This is a genomic window from Oceanobacillus halotolerans (assembly GCF_010993955.1).
Taxonomy (GTDB): domain Bacteria; phylum Bacillota; class Bacilli; order Bacillales; family Amphibacillaceae; genus Oceanibacillus_A; species Oceanibacillus_A halotolerans.
On sequence record NZ_WIXL01000001.1, the window covers coordinates 601686 to 621160 of the forward strand.

The following is a 19475-nucleotide window of genomic DNA, read 5'->3' on the forward strand; positions in this document are numbered from 1 at the left end:
CTCCTGACTTGTTTTTACTGGTATAATGGATGTAGTAGCTTATTTAGAGGGGGATACATAATGAAACGAGATCTAGAGGCAATTCGTGGGAAGTTTCCTATTTTACAGGAGAAAGTTCAATTATCGAGTTGTTCACAAAGTGCAATGCATGTCGATGTGAAAAAAGCGATAGATGGGTATATGGATACATGGCAATATGATGGAATGGATTGGGGATATTGGATGGAGGTTTGTGAAAAGGCTCGGTCCAAGTTTGCACGGTTAATTAATGCGGATTCAAGTGAAATTGCGATAGTTTCATCTGTTTCTCATGCCATTTCAGCAGTTTTGACGAGTTTACCAACTACTAGTAAGAAGAATGAATTTTTGTTAGCCGAAACTGAATTTCCGTGTATTGGTCATGCTGCATTGTCGCAAAGTGGGTGTGATGTCGTTTATACACCACCTGAGTTAGCAAGTTATGCGAAAAAAATCAGTGAAAAGACGATTTTAACCTCAACACCACATGTATCTTTTTATAATGGAAAAATCCAAAAGTTACGTGAAATTACGAAACTAGCACATGATAATGATAGCTATATGTTTGTCGATGCCTATCAAAGTGCAGGCCAGGTGGACATTGATGTAAAGGCACTTGATATCGACTTTTTAGCAGCTGGCATGCAAAAGTACATGCTTGGAATTCCGGGGATTGCCTTTTTATATGTGAAGAAAGAAATAGCAGATACGTTAACACCAAGAGTGACAGGCTGGTTCGGACAGGCTAATCCTTTTGCTTTTGATAGTCAGAACGTGGAATATGCAGAAGGTACTAGACGATTCGATACAGGAACATTTCCGATGATTAATGGTTTTGCTCAAGATGCAGCATTAGATGTAATCCTTGATATAGGTGTTCCGGAAATCCAGTCTTATTTACGTGAATTATCACAGTTTACGATTGAGTACTGTCAAAGCAAAAACTTAGAAATCGCAAGTCCACTTGATGTTGGCGAAAAAGGTTCTAATACTGCGATTAGGGTGCCTGATGCGAGTGCACTTGAAGCGGAGTTGAAAAAAAGAGGAATTCTGTTATCAGCACGAAATGATGTCATTCGTCTAGCACCACATTTTTACAACACGAAAGATGATATCCGAAAAGCAGTTGATACTATGGTGGAAGTGTTGGTTTAAGTGCGTGTTCAAAAAGGAGGATTAAAAGGACCGAGTCGGCTAAGGTCTCAGGCGTCCTGTTACAACGCCGACACTAGTACGTCCTGTACGTCGGAAGTTCGAGGCAGCGTAGCTTTGAGTAACGGACTTCCACAGGATGTGGTGACTTCTACGTTGGTCACAGGACGTGGACGGTTTTAGTAGAAGTTCCTTAGTTCATTTAATACATGAGCAACGGAAAAGCAAGCTAACGAAGAAATTCGATGTGTCTATTTCACCGGACTTTTTGAACAACCTCTATAAGGAAGAAGCGATTTTTTGATAGAAATGGAGTGTCTGATAGAGGTTGTTATCTCTATTTGGCATTCCTTTTTCGGTACTGCTTGAATGTTATCATATGGGGTCCGATGTAGAATGTCTATGTATAAGCGGAAGATTAGGGGTTCAATTTTGTGAAAAATGGTATATTTAGTTTAATAGATAGCGAGGTCTTCCTATCATAAAAATAGGTATCACTTTTGTTATGAGATGCGCAATGAATATGTAGGGGTTTACGAAAGCCACGTATGATTGAAATTAATGTGATGGAGGGGACATTATGTATATTGAGTTGTTGAGGGAGAAACTTGGAAAAGATAACGTAACGATCAATGAAACGGAATTATTACGCCATAGTCGGGATGAATCCATGCACGTAGCTAGTAAACCAGAAGTCGTTTGTTTCCCAAAAACGACGGAGGAAGTCGTGACAATTCTTGAAATATCCCGACAGTATGAGGTACCAGTGACACCATTTGGAGCAGGATCTGGTTTGGAAGGTCAGGCCATTCCAGTTCAACACGGAATTACGATAAGTTTCGAACAAATGAATCAAATTGTAGATTTTGCCCCAGAAGATTTAACAATTTCGGTTCAGCCTGGAGTGACACGGTTGCAATTGAATAAGTATGTTAACCGGCACGGCATGATGTTCCCAATTGATCCTGGAGCAGATGCATCAATTGGTGGAATGACTGCGACAAATGCCAGTGGAACAACGGCAGTACGATATGGTTCAATGCGGGAGCAAATTTTAACGATGACGATTGTGTTGGCTGATGGAACAATTATCAAGACAGGAACAAAGGCGAAAAAGTCATCATCTGGCTATCATTTAAATGGCTTATTTATCGGTTCAGAGGGGACGTTAGGTGTCATTACCGAAATTACACTGAAATTGCACGGTATTCCAGAATCCACTGTCGTTGCAAGGTGCACGTTTGATAGTCCAGTCTTGTGTGGAGAAGCTGCACAAACGGTTTTACTTAGCGGGATTAATGTGATGCGGATGGAATTTGTGAATGCCAACACGATAAAACGGGTGAATGAGTATGGTAGTTATGATTATCCAGAAAAGCATTCGCTATTTTTCGAGTTTGCTGGGTCTTCAAAAGCAGTCGAGGAAGAAGTATCATTCACAAAAGAGCTGATGAACGATTTAGGGTGTGATCACTGGGAGGCTGCTGAAGATCCAGAAGCAAGACAGGAATTATGGCGAGCACGGAAAGAGATGTCTTATGCATTTCGTCATATAAAAGGAGTCAAAGCATTTAGTGCAGATGTGTGTGTGCCAATATCGAAGTTACCTGGCATGATTAATTATGCAAGCTCCCTATTGGAAAAATATTCATTGAAAGCTGGTATATTCGGCCATGTTGGAGATGGGAACTTTCATACCTTGATGACATTTGATGCTACTAGTGAGGAGGAACGGAACAGGGCGTTGCAAATCAATGAAATGATTGTGAATCGTGCGATTGATGTTGGTGGAACCTGTACTGGTGAGCATGGAGTAGGCTTAGGCAAGAAAAAATTCCAAGCAAAAGAACATGGCACCTCAATGGAGTTGATGAAATCCATTAAAGGACTGCTCGATCCACAAGGCCTCCTCAATCCGGGCAAGATATGGTAATGGTGCCTGTCACCACCCGAATTTTGTCGAATCACCTTCGTCATGCTGTCGAATCTTGAGCTGGTTATGCTATTATTTTACAGTGATCGTTTTAATGTTGAGATCAGTTCAGCTTAGACAGAGGGGGATTATATGAAAAATTTATTGTACACGTATGGTGCCTATAAGGCAACAAGCAGGGGGGATAACTCGGGCGCAGGAAAGTATTTATTAATGTTATTTGGTGTGGTTGCTGTTGGTTTTATGATTTTGAAAGGCATTGTATCTATTACTGGAAATGAGGCATTATACGGAATCGTTGGCAGTGTGTTGCTAAGCATTTTAAAATGGTCTTTTATTCTTTTTGTCGGATTGCTATTATTTTTTGTTCTTCTATACATTTTAAAGATTGTTTTTATAGTTGTCTCTATTATTTGGTTGGAGACTATTTCATTTTTTAAGTCTATATTTCGCTCGAAACCCGGAAGACATCGAAGAAAAAGAAGAAGATAAAGCAGGCCTCCAATCCCGAAAAAAGGAAATTGGAGGCTTTTTCGTGGTGCCTGTCACCACCCGAATTTTGTCGAATAATATTTTTGGTATAGGATGTGAATTAATTTTTTAAGTCTAATGATAGCGGGAAAATGTATTTTTGATAATGAAAAAGTGAAATTTCTACTGAATTTTCCTGCGAAATGGTAATTTCATACGGTTTTATACCAACTTGATTTATTTTAAGTATTCGATTATCGTGTATGTATAAAACGTGTAAGGAACAAGGTCCTTATCTTTCATCCTTGCCCCTCTTTCTCCACCTTACTCCCATTTTTTGAAGAAAGGATTGTGAAACTTATGGCCAGAAAGAAACGGATTTGGATTCCCAACTCTTTTTACCATGTTGTTTGCCGCGGAAACAGGCGCGATACGCTTTTTAAGGAAGCGGAGGATTTTAATGTATTTCTTTATATGTTAAGCAAGATCAAGCAAGATCTCCCCTTTGACATGGCCTCTTACTGCCTCATGATGAACCACTATCATTTGCAAATTCGTTCCACCGATCAACCTGTTTCCAAAATCATGGCTCGTTTAAATAAAAGATATGCAGATTATTTTAATACGAAAAACGGTTACACAGGACATGTATTTGAAAAGCGGTTCCACGATAAACTTGTAGAAACGAAACAAGGGATGCTTGAAGTCAGCCGGTATATTCATTTGAATCCAATCGGGGCAGGCATTGTTAAAAGGCCTGAAGATTATCAGTGGAGCAGTTATCGGTATTATTACTATCAATCGCCACATGAGTTATTGAATATGGAGGAAATAATGGGATGTTTTGCGGGTAACCGAAAAGAAAAGCAGATCCAGTACGAGCAGTATGTAAATGCAGAAAAAGGTACCTATGATAAATGTCTGTAGGTGTTTTCACCACGCGAATTTTGTCGTATGGGGGTTCTACGGTTATGATTGGGTTTCTGTTTCGGTGTCATAGTACCAGTTACTCATTCTTCTGGTTGTGTTATAGATGGTACTGAAGCTATTTTGCTATAAGCAGTCAGCGAAAGCATTGGCAAGAGTAAAATTACTCATGGTCCAAGTGATATTTCGTGTGTTCCGATTAGCAGGGTGACAATGACAACCCATAAAACAAGTGCATGAACACGCCAATCTTTCCACAATCCTTGGACTTGGTCACTCACATTTATCAGCTCCTTTTTTGGAAATAAGGATCACCAAGCATATGGTGACCCATTCAAATTTAAGCTAATGTCTTTGCATTTACTTTCATGTATTCTAATGTTGCTTTTCCGAGTACTTTAGCCGCAATTAACAAGGCACGTTCATCTATGTCAAATTTCGGATGATGATGTGGATATGCTTCCTCCCAATCTGGATTTTGTGCTCCAGTAAAGAAAAAGCATCCTTTTACATTTTGCAGATAATAGGAAAAGTCTTCGCCGCCCATGATTGGCTCTGTTTCTTTTACGGTTTCTACACCAGGAACCGATTTCGCTAGTTCTGCGACAAATTCTGTTTCCTCTTTATGGTTGACCGTTGTTGGATAACCTCTTGTGTATTTATATTCATAGCCAGCATTAGAGACAAGGCAAGTCCCTTTAACGATTCGTTCAATTTCTTTTTCGACAAAGGAGCGTGTTTCTTCTTTGAATGTGCGGACTGTACCAGAAAGGGAAGCCGTATCTTGGATGACATTGTATGGTCCTTTTGCCTCAAAAGAACAAACCGATACGACCGCAGAGTCTAATGGATCCACTCCACGACTGACGATCTGCTGTAAATTATTGATGAGCTGTCCGGCGATCACAATACTGTCTTTTGTGTTATGTGGCATTGCGCCATGGCCGCCTTTACCTTGAATTTTGATATCAAAGACGTCTGGTGCTGCTTGAAGTGGACCAGAACGATAGCCGATTTCGTAAAGTGGTTTTTGCGCCTGTAAGTGTGTTCCGAAAATAACGTCAACCCCATCAAGGCAGCCATCTTCAATCATTGCTTTTGCACCACCTGGTGGTAGTTCTTCGGCATGCTGATGAATAAAGACAACAGTACCTTCTATATCTGTTTTCATCCCGTTTAAGACCTTTGCGAGTCCTAATAGTGTCGCGGTATGACCATCATGACCACACGCATGCATCACCCCATCGTTAACAGATTTAAATGGGACGTCTGTTTCTTCGTGAATTGGCAGTGCGTCAAAATCTGCTCGTAATGCGACTGTTGGACCAGGTTTGTCTCCTTTTAAATAGGCAACAACTCCATTACCACCAACATTTGTGCGAATCTCATGGCCTAATTTTTCATGATATGCAGCAATGTAGTTTGCTGTATTCACCTCTTCAAACGAAAGCTCAGGGTGTTTGTGCAAATGACGGCGAATCTCTACTATCTCATCATAAATACCGTCTAGGCTGGTAAATAACTTCTCCATGAACACAACTCCTTTTAAAAAATTTAGAAAATAATGTATTATAAGTAATTTACCACAAATTCTGGTGCCTGTCACCACCCGTTTTTTGTCGAATGATGTCAATGGATTGCAGGGTGGGAGCGTGTTATGATAAAGGGAGGTAGTGGGGGGATGAAAACTCGCATGATACTAGGAGGAAACAGACATTGAATTTTCATATTGGTCCGCGGATGATGAAAACTGGCTTGGCGGTGGCATTAGCCATTTTAATTACGGAAAGCTTTCAGTTTGAGCTGGGAATGGTGGCGGTGATTACAGCGGTTGTGGCGATGCAGCCATCGATTATGCGATCCGTTTCTTATATTAAGGAAACGGCATTATCGACACTAATTGGGGTTGGATTTGCTCTTGCTGGCGCCTTTACTTTAGGCTTACATCCCGTATCAATTGGGATAACCGTCATTCTTGCAATTGCTTTTAACATTAAAATGGGGTGGGTCAAAACCGTCAACATTACGATATTAACGATTGCCATCATTATGTTATCTGGAGAAGAAGGGATCCATTTAACCTATTTACTGGAACGATTGTCGTTAATATTCATCGGGATTTCATCTGCATTTTTAATTAACGCATTTATTTTCCCGCCAAATCATCAAAAACTTCTATACAATATGATCAAGAAAGCCTTGGATAAAACGAGTTTTCTACTACGTGTGATACCAAATAAAACGATGAAAGTAAGAGAGTTAAAGAAGCGGGAAGAGGAACTGAAAAAAGATATCAAGGAAATTACCGATTACCTCGATATCATTAATGATGAAAAGAGTCGGATGTTTATCCGCAATCGCTATCACTTTATGCGAGATATTGTGATTTTTAAACAGATGCTGAGAGTCGTGCAGCTTGAATCTGATTTAATTGAAAATCTTGAGGTAAAAATAGATAACATCGAAGAAATATCACCAAATCAATCGTTTCTAGTCAAAAAATTGGTAGCTAGTATTGTGGAGTATCATGAAAATATTATTTTGACCTATGAAGATAAGATTTTAGTACAAAAAGAACTGCAAAAAGATAGCTTTACTGCAATGAACTTGACGATTAATGATTTAATTAATGAACTTCAGCAGTCGGAAATTGAAAAGTGGATTAAAATCTTTCCAGTTGCAAGCAGCATCGTTAAACTGATGGTTGAACTGGAAAAATTGGATAAATACATCCGCAAGCAAGAAAAACAATTTTGAGGTGCCTGTCACCACCCGAATTTTGTCAAAAGCCGGTCATTCAAGGTAGAATGGCTGGCTTTGATTTGATTCTGATGCTTCATGTTATTGGAGGTCCTGGAGAAATTCATAGGCTTCACCGACGCTTTCAACTCCAATAATTTCTAGGGACAGATTGTTTTCTTCTTTTGCATTGACTGCTTCTTTATAATGTTCCTGAGGTACGATAAAATAATCTGCATCATTTTTAGCTGCGGTAATGGCCTTTATCGGGACTGAGCCGACGGGAAGCGCATTTCCTTGTTTATCCATGTTTCCTGTAATGGCAACATTTTTGTTTAACGTACTTTGGTTTCTATTTTCAGCGAGTTGTTTAATCATTAACGCAATTGCTAAGGTATCGGAATTTCCTACTGTATCTTCGGAAAATACAATGTCCTCATAAAGGGAGGGTCCTTTCTCTTCTCCATATTCATTGACAAGATATGTCTTGAGGACTCCTTCTTTTTCGACATCAGCCTCGATGGAGATTGTGCCCCGTTCGATGTATCCTTCACGAGCCTCTTCTTGTGAGCCAAAAATACTAGCATGATAGCTTTCGAATATTTCTTTCTGACGCCACATAAAACGAAAGATATCAGAGCGGTTTTCGGCATAGAATGATTTTACACTGACGATGTGAAGGTTTGTGTTGTCGCTTATACTTTCTATTTCTTCTGATAGATCATGGGTCTTGCCAGGTACAGATACGATTGAATTTAATGGAATAGTGAAATAGAAGGTACCAATCATAAAGACGGTGTATAAGAATAAGAAAAGGATGCCTGTAATGATAATCGACTTCGTATCTTTTGTGATGATGTCAAACAGTTTTGTGAAAAATTTCTTCAAACTCTCACCTACATTCATTAATAACTTGTGCTTCAAGAGCATTACAGTCTTGTTGAAATTCTACTAAACTTGTAGCAAAAGGTATGTAAACAAAATAAAGTCCATAATGAAAAGGGTGATGTAACTAGATTCAACCTTTACACTAGATTATCATATCCTTTTTTGGATTTTCTGTCACCCCTTGTCTAAAAATGTAATTTATTTAGGATATAAACTGACAGTGCTCAAGGGAACTTAATCAATCAATCTGTGAATACCTTGGAATCAATTGATCCTCCATTCTGTCTCAAAACCTCTTAACACCAATTTATAATCCTAGAATCATAGGCTCGACTAATGTTACGGCAAAAATATTTTCCCAGGATTTAATATTCCTTGTGGGTCAAATAGTTGCTTGATGCTTTTCATGACATCAAGTGCAACGCCGTGTTCCTGTTCTTGGTATTTTCGCTTCCCAAGTCCAACGCCATGTTCACCTGTACATGTGCCACCAACTTCAATGGCGCGCTTAGCAAGTGCCTCATTTGTATACTCCGCTTTTTCGCGTTCGCCTTCCATCTTTGAGTTGAACATGACGATTGTATGGAAATTACCATCCCCAATATGGCCCCAAATTCCACCTTTTAAGCCACTTTCACCAATAAGTTGGCGAGCATAGGTGATGAGCTCTGGTAAGCGTGAGATTGGAACACAAACATCAGCACCTACTTCGTCCAATCCAGAAGTATGAACAAAAGATAAGGACAAATCATGTCGTGCTTTCCAAATCTCTTTTTGTTCGGTCGGGTTATCTGCGACCGTCCAGTTTTCACAACCAAGATCGTTTAATAGTTCTTCTGCAAGTGCTACCTCTTCTGTTACTGCACCTTCTGTACCAGCAAACTCTAAAAAGAGCGAATGTTTGATGGGAAAGTCATAGCCATTTTGCAAATTAACTTCGGCAATACTCGCTGCATCCATGAGCTCCATACGCATCATTGGGATCCCACTAAGCAGTAGTGTTTGTGCGGCAATTGCACAGTTTTCGGTGGAATCAAATGTACATCTTGCCATGATTGTCTTTTCAGGAATGCCATGTAATTTTAATGTAATTTCCGTAATGATTCCTAATGTTCCTTCTGATCCAGCAAAAAGACTTGTTAAATGGTAACCAGATGATGATTTTTTTGCATGTGTACCAGTATGAATGACGCGGCCATCAGCTAAGACGACTTCTACATCAAGCAATTGATCTTTCATGGCACCATAACGGACAGCGGTTGTGCCACTAGCGTTTGTTGCGACCATCCCACCAATTGAAGCATCAGCACCAGGATCAATCGGAAACATAAGTCCATGTCTGTTCGTGTATTTATTGAGTTGCATACGTGTAACGCCAGGCTGTACAGTGATCGTCATATCTTCTGGAGAAAAATCAATTATGGCGTTCATATTTTCAAAGTTTATACTAATTCCTTTTTGAACTGGAATAGCTTGTCCTTCTAATCCTGACCCTGTTCCAAAGGGAGTAACTGGAATATTATAGGTTCGTGCGATTTCCAGAATGACCTCCACATCTTCCCGACTTGTTGGAAAACAAACGACATCTGGTTCGACAGCCTCATGTGGTGACTCATCATGACTGTGGCGATATCGCTCACTCTCACTTTGACTAACATTTTCCTTTCCGAGTTTTTCTATAAGCTGTTGTTTATACAATGGAAAGACCACCTTTATCTTATTTTTCTGTTACATGAAAGGATGCTCGCACTAAAAGAATGCGAGCATGCCTATTAATAGTTAATTAAAAAAGGCTGTTTTCTAAAAGGTTGTTGCATTTTCAAGTATGAATCTTCGTGCAGCGCACCCCCAAAGTCATGCGGGAAGCAGCCAAACTCGTGCAGCGCACCTTCAAAGTCATGCGAGAAGCAGCCAAACTCGTGCAGCGCACCGCCAAAGTCATGTGAGGAGCACCCAAACTCGTGCAAACTAACACACAACTAATTAAAAAATCATATGTGCAATTAGTACAATAATTGGTAATGAAATTAATGTACGTTCTAGAAAAATTAAGAATAAGTGCCAAATGGTTACTGGGATTTTCGAAATAATTAAAAGGGTTCCCATCTCGGTTAAGTATATAATTTGAACTAGTGATAATGCGCCAATCACAAATCTCGTAATCTCTGCTTCAATTCCACTTGCCAATACGGCCGGCATGAACATATCGATAAATCCGACAATGGTTGCTGGAGCAGCTTCTACTGCCTCTGGAATCTGCATTAATTGTAACAGTGGTACCATTGGTTGAGCTAGTATTTGGAAAACAGATGTAAACTCAGCAATGATGAGTGCGAATGTTCCGATAGCCATCACTTGTGGGATTAACACAAAGGCAATCCCTAGGAAAATACTCAATCCTTGTTTTAGTTGATCAGCTAAAGATCCGGCACCTTTCGCACGTTTTACGGCTTGTTGAAGTGCCCACTGTAATTTAGACATATTTTCTGGAACATCTTCTTGATATTGATTTTCTGTATAATAAGTATCTGGTATTTTTGAAATAGGTGGAATTCTTGGGATGATGACAGCACTAACAATACCTGCGATTACAATCGTTAAATAAAAGATAGGGAATAAGTGATCCACTTCTAGCATGCCTGCAATGACAAGACAGAAGGGAAGGGACACCGTTGAAAAACATGTAGAAATCGCTGCAGCTTCTCGTCCTGTATAAAAACCACTTTGATATTGTTCACGCGTGATTACCACACCTACATTCACATTGCCGATCCAGGATGATAATAAATCAATCGCAGAACGACCTGGCAATGTAAATAGTGGTTTGGTGACACCTCTTAGTAGTGTGCCGATAAATTCCATTGCTCCGAAATTAATTAGATATGGCATTAAGAAAGATGCCACAAAGAACCATACAATTAAGCTTGTTAATAAATCAAACATGACTTGTCCAGTGATGGCTGAATACACAATTTCAATCCCTACACCATAAAACGTCATCACTGCGAAAATGGTACCAAGTATTCTTGTAATCGTCCAAAATAAAGACACATCAAATAATGACTGTAATAACTCTGAATTTTTGATAAATGCTGGTTTAAAAAGTGCCGAAATAATGGTAAATACGGTAGAAATAATCATGACGAATGTAACAATTGCTGGAAGCCATGCGGCAAGTGAATCAATGACATATTCTGTGATAATGCCTAGCGGGATGTTAAAGGCATCCCCATCAAAAATGGGAAAAAGAAAGATTAATACCCCAAATAGGGATGGAAGCAAAAACTTCATTAACCCTTTTTTATCAATCTGTTGCGTTTCCACTGACGATTCAGTTGATTCCTTTAATGGACTACTCAATAGATAAAACCTCCTCGTATTTTTTAAAATTCAGTCATCTTTAAAAGTAAATTAAGAGAGGGGGATATAAAATGGTTTTCCCCCGTTACTTTTTAGGACAAGGATGCGAACACTTCATCCAGTACGTTGATTCCTTGGTCAATTTGTTCTTTGTTTATAGTTAAAGGTGGAATCATGCGAATGACTTCTCCTTCATTTCCACATAAGTAGAAGAGAACGCCTTTTTCTAACGATTTGTTTAGAACATCCATCACAGCATCACCATCTGGTTCCCCTGTTTTTGGATTTTTTAATTCAATACCAATCATGAGGCCGATGCCACGTACATCACTAATCGCGTCATATTTTTCTTTTAGTTCGTTTAGGTGAGTTAGCGCATATTGTCCCATTTCTTTCGCATTATCTAGCAATCTTTCTTCTTGGATGACAGAAAGGGAAGCGCGTGCAGCTGCACATGCGATTGGATTTCCACCAAACGTTGTCCCATGAGAACCGAGTGGCCACTGTTCCATAAGCTCCTTGGATGCGACAGTCGCACTTAATGGCAATCCTGCTGCAATCCCTTTGGCAATCGCCATAATATCCGGTTTAACGTCAAATGTTTGTGCAGCAAACCATTCGCCAGTACGACCAAATCCAGTCTGTACCTCATCAAAAATTAGTAGGATCCCATGGCGATCACAAATTTCACGAACCTTTTCCAGCCATGCTTTTGGTGGGATAATATAACCGCCTTCTCCCATGATTGGTTCAAGGATCATACAAGCAACTTCCTCGGGATCTACTTGGTGTTTAAATAAGGATGCAGCATCTTGTTCTAGTTTTTCCGGGAAAAAGGTTTCTGGATCCACGCCTTCTGGACAATACTCAGGTAATGCATATGGTAATTGATAGGTTAGCCAGGAAGGTTGTTGGTATTTACGATATTTGCTTTTGGATGTCGATACACTTAATGCTCCGATAGAGCGACCATGGAAATTACCAGTGAAAGATACAACATATGGTCGTTTTGTCACGTGCTTAGCAAGTTTCAATCCACCTTCAATTGCCTCTGTTCCACTATTGGCAAAAAAGAAATTATCCAGTTTTGGTGGTAGGATGGCTTGCAATTCTTCGGCCAGTTTTAAGATAGATTCATAGATAATGACACCAGACGGCCCATGGACTAAATGATCTGCACTATCTTTAATCGCTTCTACTACTTTCGGGTGCCGGTGACCAACGTTTTCCACCGCAATTCCTGATGTGAAATCCAAATATTTCGTTCCATCTGCGCCATAGTAATAACATCCTTCTGCCTTTGTGACAGGTAAATTCGGGTGGTCCTTTGCCATACTAGGTGCTAGAAAATTCCCTATCGAACCTACTAGTTGCTGCCAATCTTGATTTGAATGTTGTTCCATAAAATGTCAACGCTCCTTTTGACTTCTCGAGTATTGTTTATGCATTTTATCTTCCCTTTGAGGTTATGAAAGATTCCTGTTTCCTTATATAAATATGTATATGTCTGTCACTTCCATGAATGAATAAGTATAAACCTTTATGCATAAATATTATACATAAAAGATTGGTGCCTGTCACTACCCGAATTTTGTCGAATTAGAAAAACCTGCCTAGATCGTTTTTTATACGATAAGCTAGGCAGGTTTTCAGGCTACGCTTTGCGCCATTTGAGTCGTTCACCTCGTATTCTGATTTTGCGTTTTTTGTGAAATACTGTAATAAACGCTGAAGAAATAACCATCACGATTCCAAAGAATTGCCAGATACTGAATGAATCGCCGAAAACGATGACACCAACAAGGATTGCAATAATTGGCTCCACTGATCCGAGAATGGATGCTTTGCTTGATTCAATATAAGAAAGGCCAAACGTGTATAAAATATAGGCTAACACAGTTGAAATAACTGCAACTCCAATCACGTTCATCCATACCTCAGGAATTTGGAACACTTGCGCCTTTTGCCAAATCTGACTCGTTGGAAAGATAAATACGGATCCTGTTAGCAAGGTGTACAACGTAATAGTCAGGAAATTATAATTGGCACTGACGGACTTTCCAATAACGCTGTATAGGCCACAGAAAAAGGCGGAAAGTAATCCTAGGATAACGCTAATGATTGGAATATTCGTATCCCCCAGTGGAAATAACTTAATGACCATGGAACACCCTACAACGGTCATGATTAATGCGGCTACTTTTTTGCGTGTGATCGTTTCATTGAAAAAGATTTTAGATAAAATCGATACAAAGATCGGTGATGTGTACAATAGGACTACCGCAATGGACAAGGATGTTTGCTCCATGACCGTGAAGTAAAGCCAATTAAATAGAACGATACTTCCAACACCTAACCCAAAGAAATGGGGGAGGTGTTTTAGCTTGATTTTTAAGTGCTTTGGCGAAAATAGACAAATAAAAAATAGTAGGATAATCGTTGCACTTGTTAAGCGGATGGTTACGACTTCCCATGGTGTGAACCCAAACTGATACAGTGATTCCACAAAAAGACCTGTAAGACCCCAAAAGCTCGCTCCCAAGATCGTTACAAAGTAAGCAAATGATTGTTTCATACTTTCACCTTCTTTTCTCTCTATATTGTCAAAGGATTCAGTACTACTCCTTGCTCTCTATATATAACATGTATGCTAGCTAGTGTCGAGATGATGAAAGAAAAAGATGTTTTATCCGCTTTCTTTTTTTGTCAAAACCTTGTCAGTGAAAGTATTTCTCTTATTTTGTAGTGTATGCTTTTCATTTATGTATCGTTCACAAGTGAGAGATTTCATTAAGTGAGCGAGTAGTTTGAATAGTAATACAAGGTTAATATAAGCACTTTAAATTAGTAGGGAAGGAATCAAAATGAGTAGATTAGAAGGTAAAGTGGCAATTGTGACAGGTGCTGCACGTGGACAAGGAGCTGCACATACGAAACGATTTGTGAAGGAAGGTGCGAAGGTAGTTTCACCGATTTGCTTGAAGAAGAAGGGGAAAAACTAGCAAAAGAACTTGGAGATAACGACTATTTATTAAACACGATGTAAGTAATGCTAGTGATTGGGAAAATGTTGTACAAAAAACAGAAGAAACATTTGGTCCTATCGATATTTTGGTTAACAATGCCAGTATTAGTGTTTCCATACCAATAGATGAAATGACAGAAGACCAATATAGAAAAGTGATTGATGTGAATCAGGTGTCCGTATTTTTAGGTACTAAAGCTGTTCTATCATCAATGAAGAAAACAGATGGTGGCTCTATTGTCAATATATCCTCTATGGCTGGTCTTGTTGGTGGCATGGGGTAAATGGCATATGGCACGTCCAAGTTTGCGGGACGTGGGATGACCAAGGCATCTGCTTGCAGAACTCGCATAACATAATATTCGTGTGAACTCTCTGCATCCAGGTGCTATTTGAACGCCGATGATTGATCTTCCTGAAAACGAATAAATTATTAAACAACTTGAAGCATCCACTCCTTTAGGACGAGTGGCTGAAGTGGAAGAAGCAACGAACCTTGTTTTATTCCTAGCTTCAGATGAATCTAGTTACTCTACTGGATCCGATTTTGTAATTGATGGGGGAGCTTCTGCAATTTAATAGTAGTTGGCTAATTGAGGTTTTCTATAGCTGGTGGAGAAAGTGGATCTTTTCTCTACAAGCTTTTTTGTATGGGATGAAATGACTTTCCGCTTACAGTTTAGTTATTGTTTTTCTTCCTTATTAAAAGTGATAAATTAGTAGTATACATAGATTCAGGAAATAGAGAACATTAGTAGTGTAACTTGGTATTTGGTTATATTTTTCTATAATGATGTGTTTTAGTCTGAAAAAAATTGGGAGGAATGGGAATGTCGGAGAAAACGACTAGAAGTTCAAGTATTGATAAGGCACTTTTGTTATTAAATTGTTTTACGGAAAAGAGATTTAATTTAACACTCGAAGATCTTGCCAAGCAAACTGGTATTCCTCGGTCAACGATATTTCGAATGTTAACGTCATTGGAAAGCGCTGGGTATGTGAAACGGATTAAATTATCGAATAAGACTTGGTATAGTTTAGGGTATGCTTTTCTTGAAAAAGGCTTAATGGTGCATCGGAATTTAGATATTCGGGAATATGCTAGGGAAAGCATGATGGCATTACGAAATGAATTAAATTTAAATGTACAGCTAGCCATTCAGGACCGTTTAGATGCATTATATATTGAACAAATCCAATCATGGCGTCCAATTCGTTTATATCCATCAATTGGAAGAAGAGCGCCTTTATATGCTGCGGCTTGTCCAAGAGTACTCCTAGCCTACTTAGATGAGGCAGAACAGAATAGGATCCTTGAGCAGTCCCCTATGAAGCAGTTCACACCAAACACACCAACGGATTTGCATGATATAAAAAATGAATTAAAAAAGATAACAATTCATGGTTTTAGTTATAGTTATGGCGAATTATTTGAGGGGACGATTGCCTTAGCTGTTCCAGTTTTTTATCCAGACACAAAATATATTATAGCTGCGTTAAGTATCGTGGGGTTAGAATCCGACTTTGAGGAGGATCAATCTTACTATATATCCAAGCTAAAAGAAGCAGCTTTAGAAATTTCTGGAAAAATAAAACAATAATTTTTTTAGAAATTTTAATTTATAGAAGGAATTATGAATTGTTTGTCGAATCATCTAATATAGTGGATTACAAATTTCATTATATGGGATGGAGGAGACGTAAATTGAGTTCAAATGCAACAATGAATACGAATACAGTCCAATCGAGTAAGTTAAAGCGGGGATTAGGATTCGTTGATTTATGGAGTATTGGTGTAGGTGCTTTAATTGGAGGGGGCATATTTACGGTTATTGGTCCTGCCGTTGCAGAAGCTGGTCCAGCATTGTTTGTCGCTTTTGTGATTGCAGGGGTTGTCGCTATTCTATCTTCTATGAGCTATGCGGAATTGGCATCCATTTGGCCGTATCAAGGAGCATCGTATGCTTATTCTAAGTATGCTTTTAGTGCTATTTCCCCTAATTTAGGGAAACTCATTGCTTTATGGTGTGCAGGATTATATTTTCTATCCTTTGCATTTGCTGCAGGTGCAGTGAATCTAGGGTTTGCAGGATACTTTAATTTTATATTTCCAGGATTACCACCAGGGATAGTGGCACCAGTTGTTTCGGTTGTTATTACTGGGTTGTTATTAATTGGAATTAAAGCAACCGGAAAAGTGAATACGATTTTTTCGATTATTCAAGTAATCGCCTTATTTGCTATTGCGATTATTGCATTTTTTGCTAACCCAACTGGTCCATTTCAGTATTCGGAATTTTTGCCTAATGGATGGACAGGCGTTTTTGCTGCTACTGCACTAATTGCTTTCGGTCAAATGCAAGTGGAAGCAGTACTTACTTTAGGAGAAGAGGCAAAGAATCCTCGACGTAATTTACCACTGGCACAGGTCTCGGCACTAGTTACAGTCGTTATTTTATATGTGATCACAGGGTTTGGTGTTGTTGCGTCTTCATCACCAGCGGATTTAGCAGCTTCAAGTGCACCTTTATCACTAGCCGTTGAAAGCGTTTTACCAGGAATTGGTGCTGTCTTAATTGCGATTGCTGCATTAACCGCAACCGGTACTTCAACGATAGGCTGTTTACTAGGGTCATCAAGAATGCTATATGCTGGGGCAAGGGAAAAAGCATTTCCTGCTATGTTTGGAAAGGTAGACTCCAAAACTGGTGTTCCAACTAATGCTGTTATTTTCACTGGAATTATTGCCTTGGCTGCAACATTTACAAGTGCAATTGGGTATGCAGCAGCGATTAGTTTATTAGTGAGTGCAGCCGTTTTTGCCAACTGGTTGATGATGGCTCTTATGAACGTTGCACTGATCGTAGTAAGGTTGACAAGAAAAGATCTGAAACCTTCTTTTCGCTATCCGTTCAATATTAAAAACATACCTATTTTGGCAGTGTTAGCGACAGTAGCATGTATATGGATTCTTACGTATATCGATACACTTCCTTTATTGATAGGTATTTCTTGGATTGTCATTCTAACAATCTGGTATTATGTATATGCAAAGGATCGTTGGGATTTCCTAGATGAAAACGATATGGAAGAAATTGCAAATTCTAATGAAAACTAACTTTAATCGAAAGAGGGATGTTCAATGGCTCAATTAAAACATGTATGGTTACAGGAAAATAAATGGGAAGATGTGGAAAACTATTTACAAAAGAAGAAGACGATTATTGTTCCGTTTGGTAGTGTGGAGCAGCATGCCAAACACCTTCCATTAGGGACCGATGCTTTCCTATCACAGCTTATTGCAGAGGATGTAGCAAAGAAAACGAATACATTGATTGCACCACCATTATGGGTTGGTTGGGCACCCCATCACATGGCTTATACGGGAACCATTACATTACGGCCTGAGACACTTACGTCAATGGTGGAAGATATGTGTGAAAGTTTAATTTATCATGGGTTTGAAAAGATTATTTTGATTAACGGTCATCGTGAAGCGAATCTGCCACCGATTAAAATTGGCATGACTAAAGTGCGCAATAAAACTGGCGCATTCATGGCAATTGCCGATCCTTTCTATATTAATGCGGAAAAAGGAAAAGAACTAAGCGAGGTAGAAGAAGGCGGTATTGGCCATGCAGAAGAACTAGAAGCATCGCAAATGTATCATTTGCTACCATATTTATGTGAGCCATCTGCTTCTGTTAAAAATATTCCAAGTCATCATCGTTTCATGCAACATGACCCACTCGTTCAAGGGGATAAGATGATAACAGCAAGTGATGTGGCGACGTATAAAGAGGCAACTAAAGGAATTGGTGTTATGGGGGATGCAACGAAAGCGAACCCAGAAAAAGGAAAAGCGTATCATGAAGCGGTCGTAAATAATATCGCTGAGTTTATTGACTATTGTGATGGAGAAGTGGAAGTGTCGCTACGTAATCAAGATATTCCGTTGTAAAAGGAAGATTCGTTACTCATAAACTTTTGTTAATGAAGGTGAGATGGAGCTCAGTCTAGGCGCCACCTCACTTTTTTCTTTGAATTCAACAGAAGCTCTCCTATAATTAAGTTAGTTCAATTATTTTACGCTTTTGATTCGCATCTTCAATTATTTTAATAATTCCTAGTGTTTCTTCTTTTGGTATAGGGTTTTTTCCTGTTATAAAAAAGGAAATGATCTCTTTTAGTAAACAAGCATAATAGGGGGTTTTATCTTTATAGATTGGTAGGTGGATCGAATTTTCTTCATAATGTAGTACTGCTTCAAATTTTCCATGCCATTTTCGATCACCACGTATAATCCCAAAACGGCCATCCTCCCATTCGGTAGTAATAACATCATTTTGATCGTTTCCATGGACATGAACGTTTTGATAGTGTGGTCCTAAAACAGTCACAAGCATTTCGATCATATGAATGCCATACCAAAAATAATACGGCATTTCTTTAATAAAAGGGAGTGGACCATTGACATAAATTCCAGTTGGCTTTTGTTCAGATTTTTCAATTCTTGTTAATTCGTTTTGTAGTGATTCTGCATAACGGAGAGAGGACGAGCTCATAATTGGCGTATTGTAGTGTTCGCTTATGGCAAATATCTCGTATGCTTCTTGCAATGTTGTAGCAAAAGGTTTATCAATAAAGACAGGTTTCTGATATGCTGCTACTTGTTTAAATAGCTCTAAATGTTTTTGCCCATCTACAGCAGTTATCATGATGGCATCTGTATGTTCGGCTAGTTCTGTGATAGATTCCGTGATCTTCACGTGATAAGTGTCCTTTGCGCTCGTCGTGTATTGATCTACTCTCTCTCGACTTAACGCTACTTGTTTAGAAGGAGAGGGACATCCTAGTACTACTTTTGCCTGTTTATATTGATTACTTTGATTGTGTAATAAGCTTGTGAAAATTTCCACATGAGAAGTATCTAACCCGATCATTCCAATTTTTAACGTCAAT

Annotated in this window: 15 protein-coding genes and 1 pseudogene; 9 read left to right on the top strand and 7 right to left on the bottom strand. The window is 39.0% G+C overall.

All coding sequences use genetic code 11. The features are described 5' to 3' along the window. The first annotated feature begins 60 nt into the window (after positions 1 to 60). From GHC26_RS02585 to GHC26_RS02600, 4 genes are all read left to right on the top strand, one after another. A complete protein-coding gene (locus tag GHC26_RS02585) occupies positions 61 to 1173 on the top strand; it encodes an aminotransferase class V-fold PLP-dependent enzyme (RefSeq protein WP_163969671.1) in 1113 nt (370 codons plus the stop codon). Positions 1174 to 1750: 577 nt separating this feature from the next. Continuing rightward, a complete protein-coding gene (locus GHC26_RS02590; protein WP_163969672.1) occupies positions 1751 to 3103 on the top strand; it encodes an FAD-binding oxidoreductase in 1353 nt (450 codons plus the stop codon). 132 nt (positions 3104 to 3235) lie between these two features. Further along, the gene (locus GHC26_RS02595; protein ID WP_163969673.1) at positions 3236 to 3595 is read left to right on the top strand and encodes a hypothetical protein; all 360 of its coding nucleotides are present in this window, start codon (positions 3236 to 3238) and stop codon (positions 3593 to 3595) included. Between the two features lie 339 nt (positions 3596 to 3934). Continuing rightward, positions 3935 to 4501, top strand: a complete 567-nt coding sequence (locus GHC26_RS02600; RefSeq protein ID WP_163969674.1) for a transposase — start codon at positions 3935 to 3937, stop codon at positions 4499 to 4501. A 340-nt stretch (positions 4502 to 4841) separates the two neighbouring features. Here the strand turns inward: GHC26_RS02600 and GHC26_RS02605 are convergent, their stop codons facing one another. Next, positions 4842 to 6032, bottom strand: a complete 1191-nt coding sequence (locus tag GHC26_RS02605) for a M20 family metallopeptidase (protein ID WP_163969675.1) — start codon at positions 6030 to 6032, stop codon at positions 4842 to 4844. Between the two features lie 185 nt (positions 6033 to 6217). Between GHC26_RS02605 and GHC26_RS02610 the strand changes: the two genes are divergently transcribed. After that, the gene (locus GHC26_RS02610; protein WP_163969676.1) at positions 6218 to 7258 is read left to right on the top strand and encodes an FUSC family protein; all 1041 of its coding nucleotides are present in this window, start codon (positions 6218 to 6220) and stop codon (positions 7256 to 7258) included. An 84-nt stretch (positions 7259 to 7342) separates the two neighbouring features. On the opposite strand, the gene GHC26_RS02615 is transcribed toward GHC26_RS02610, so the two are convergent. The 5 genes from GHC26_RS02615 to GHC26_RS02635 form a co-directional block, all read right to left on the bottom strand. Then, complete coding sequence (locus GHC26_RS02615) at positions 7343 to 8128, bottom strand: S16 family serine protease (RefSeq protein WP_163969677.1); 786 nt, start codon at positions 8126 to 8128, stop codon at positions 7343 to 7345. 339 nt (positions 8129 to 8467) lie between these two features. Further along, positions 8468 to 9826, bottom strand: coding sequence for an FAD-binding oxidoreductase (locus GHC26_RS02620; protein WP_163969678.1), 1359 nt, complete (start codon positions 9824 to 9826; stop codon positions 8468 to 8470). A 285-nt stretch (positions 9827 to 10111) separates the two neighbouring features. Continuing rightward, on the bottom strand, positions 10112 to 11488 hold the full coding sequence (locus GHC26_RS02625) for a YjiH family protein (protein ID WP_163969679.1): 1377 nt from the start codon (positions 11486 to 11488) through the stop codon (positions 10112 to 10114). A 92-nt stretch (positions 11489 to 11580) separates the two neighbouring features. Continuing rightward, positions 11581 to 12891 carry an aspartate aminotransferase family protein gene (locus tag GHC26_RS02630; RefSeq protein ID WP_163969680.1) on the bottom strand — a complete coding sequence of 437 codons (1311 nt, stop codon included), beginning with the start codon at positions 12889 to 12891 and terminating at the stop codon, positions 11581 to 11583. A 251-nt stretch (positions 12892 to 13142) separates the two neighbouring features. Then, a complete protein-coding gene (locus tag GHC26_RS02635) occupies positions 13143 to 14063 on the bottom strand; it encodes a DMT family transporter (protein ID WP_163969681.1) in 921 nt (306 codons plus the stop codon). A 289-nt stretch (positions 14064 to 14352) separates the two neighbouring features. Between GHC26_RS02635 and GHC26_RS02640 the strand changes: the two are divergent. The 4 genes and pseudogenes from GHC26_RS02640 to GHC26_RS02655 all read left to right on the top strand — a co-directional run bounded on the left by GHC26_RS02640 (position 14353) and on the right by GHC26_RS02655 (position 18474). Then, positions 14353 to 15092: pseudogene (locus GHC26_RS02640) on the top strand (glucose 1-dehydrogenase). A 251-nt stretch (positions 15093 to 15343) separates the two neighbouring features. Then, positions 15344 to 16114, top strand: a complete 771-nt coding sequence (locus GHC26_RS02645; protein WP_163969682.1) for an IclR family transcriptional regulator — start codon at positions 15344 to 15346, stop codon at positions 16112 to 16114. Between the two features lie 104 nt (positions 16115 to 16218). Continuing rightward, a complete protein-coding gene (locus GHC26_RS02650) occupies positions 16219 to 17631 on the top strand; it encodes an APC family permease (protein ID WP_163969683.1) in 1413 nt (470 codons plus the stop codon). A 24-nt stretch (positions 17632 to 17655) separates the two neighbouring features. Beyond that, entirely contained in the window at positions 17656 to 18474 is an 819-nt protein-coding gene (locus GHC26_RS02655; protein WP_163969684.1) for a creatininase family protein, read from the top strand. A 106-nt stretch (positions 18475 to 18580) separates the two neighbouring features. Here GHC26_RS02655 and GHC26_RS02660 read toward each other — a convergent pair whose 3' ends face one another. Next, positions 18581 to 19474: a Gfo/Idh/MocA family oxidoreductase gene (locus GHC26_RS02660; protein ID WP_163969685.1), complete on the bottom strand. Its 894-nt coding sequence runs from the start codon at positions 19472 to 19474 to the stop codon at positions 18581 to 18583. Between the last annotated feature and the right edge of the window lies 1 nt (position 19475).

What these genes read in the sequence shown, in the direction of transcription:
- GHC26_RS02645 (WP_163969682.1), top strand. Translation starts at nt 15,344, where the DNA reads ATGTCGGAGAAAACGACTAGAAGTTCAAGTATTGATAAGGCACTTTTG.
- GHC26_RS02605 (WP_163969675.1), bottom strand. Translation starts at nt 6,032, where the DNA reads ATGGAGAAGTTATTTACCAGCCTAGACGGTATTTATGATGAGATAGTA.
- GHC26_RS02600 (WP_163969674.1), top strand. Translation starts at nt 3,935, where the DNA reads ATGGCCAGAAAGAAACGGATTTGGATTCCCAACTCTTTTTACCATGTT.
- GHC26_RS02630 (WP_163969680.1), bottom strand. Translation starts at nt 12,891, where the DNA reads ATGGAACAACATTCAAATCAAGATTGGCAGCAACTAGTAGGTTCGATA.
- GHC26_RS02590 (WP_163969672.1), top strand. Translation starts at nt 1,751, where the DNA reads ATGTATATTGAGTTGTTGAGGGAGAAACTTGGAAAAGATAACGTAACG.
- GHC26_RS02585 (WP_163969671.1), top strand. Translation starts at nt 61, where the DNA reads ATGAAACGAGATCTAGAGGCAATTCGTGGGAAGTTTCCTATTTTACAG.
- GHC26_RS02655 (WP_163969684.1), top strand. Translation starts at nt 17,656, where the DNA reads ATGGCTCAATTAAAACATGTATGGTTACAGGAAAATAAATGGGAAGAT.
- GHC26_RS02635 (WP_163969681.1), bottom strand. Translation starts at nt 14,063, where the DNA reads ATGAAACAATCATTTGCTTACTTTGTAACGATCTTGGGAGCGAGCTTT.
- GHC26_RS02595 (WP_163969673.1), top strand. Translation starts at nt 3,236, where the DNA reads ATGAAAAATTTATTGTACACGTATGGTGCCTATAAGGCAACAAGCAGG.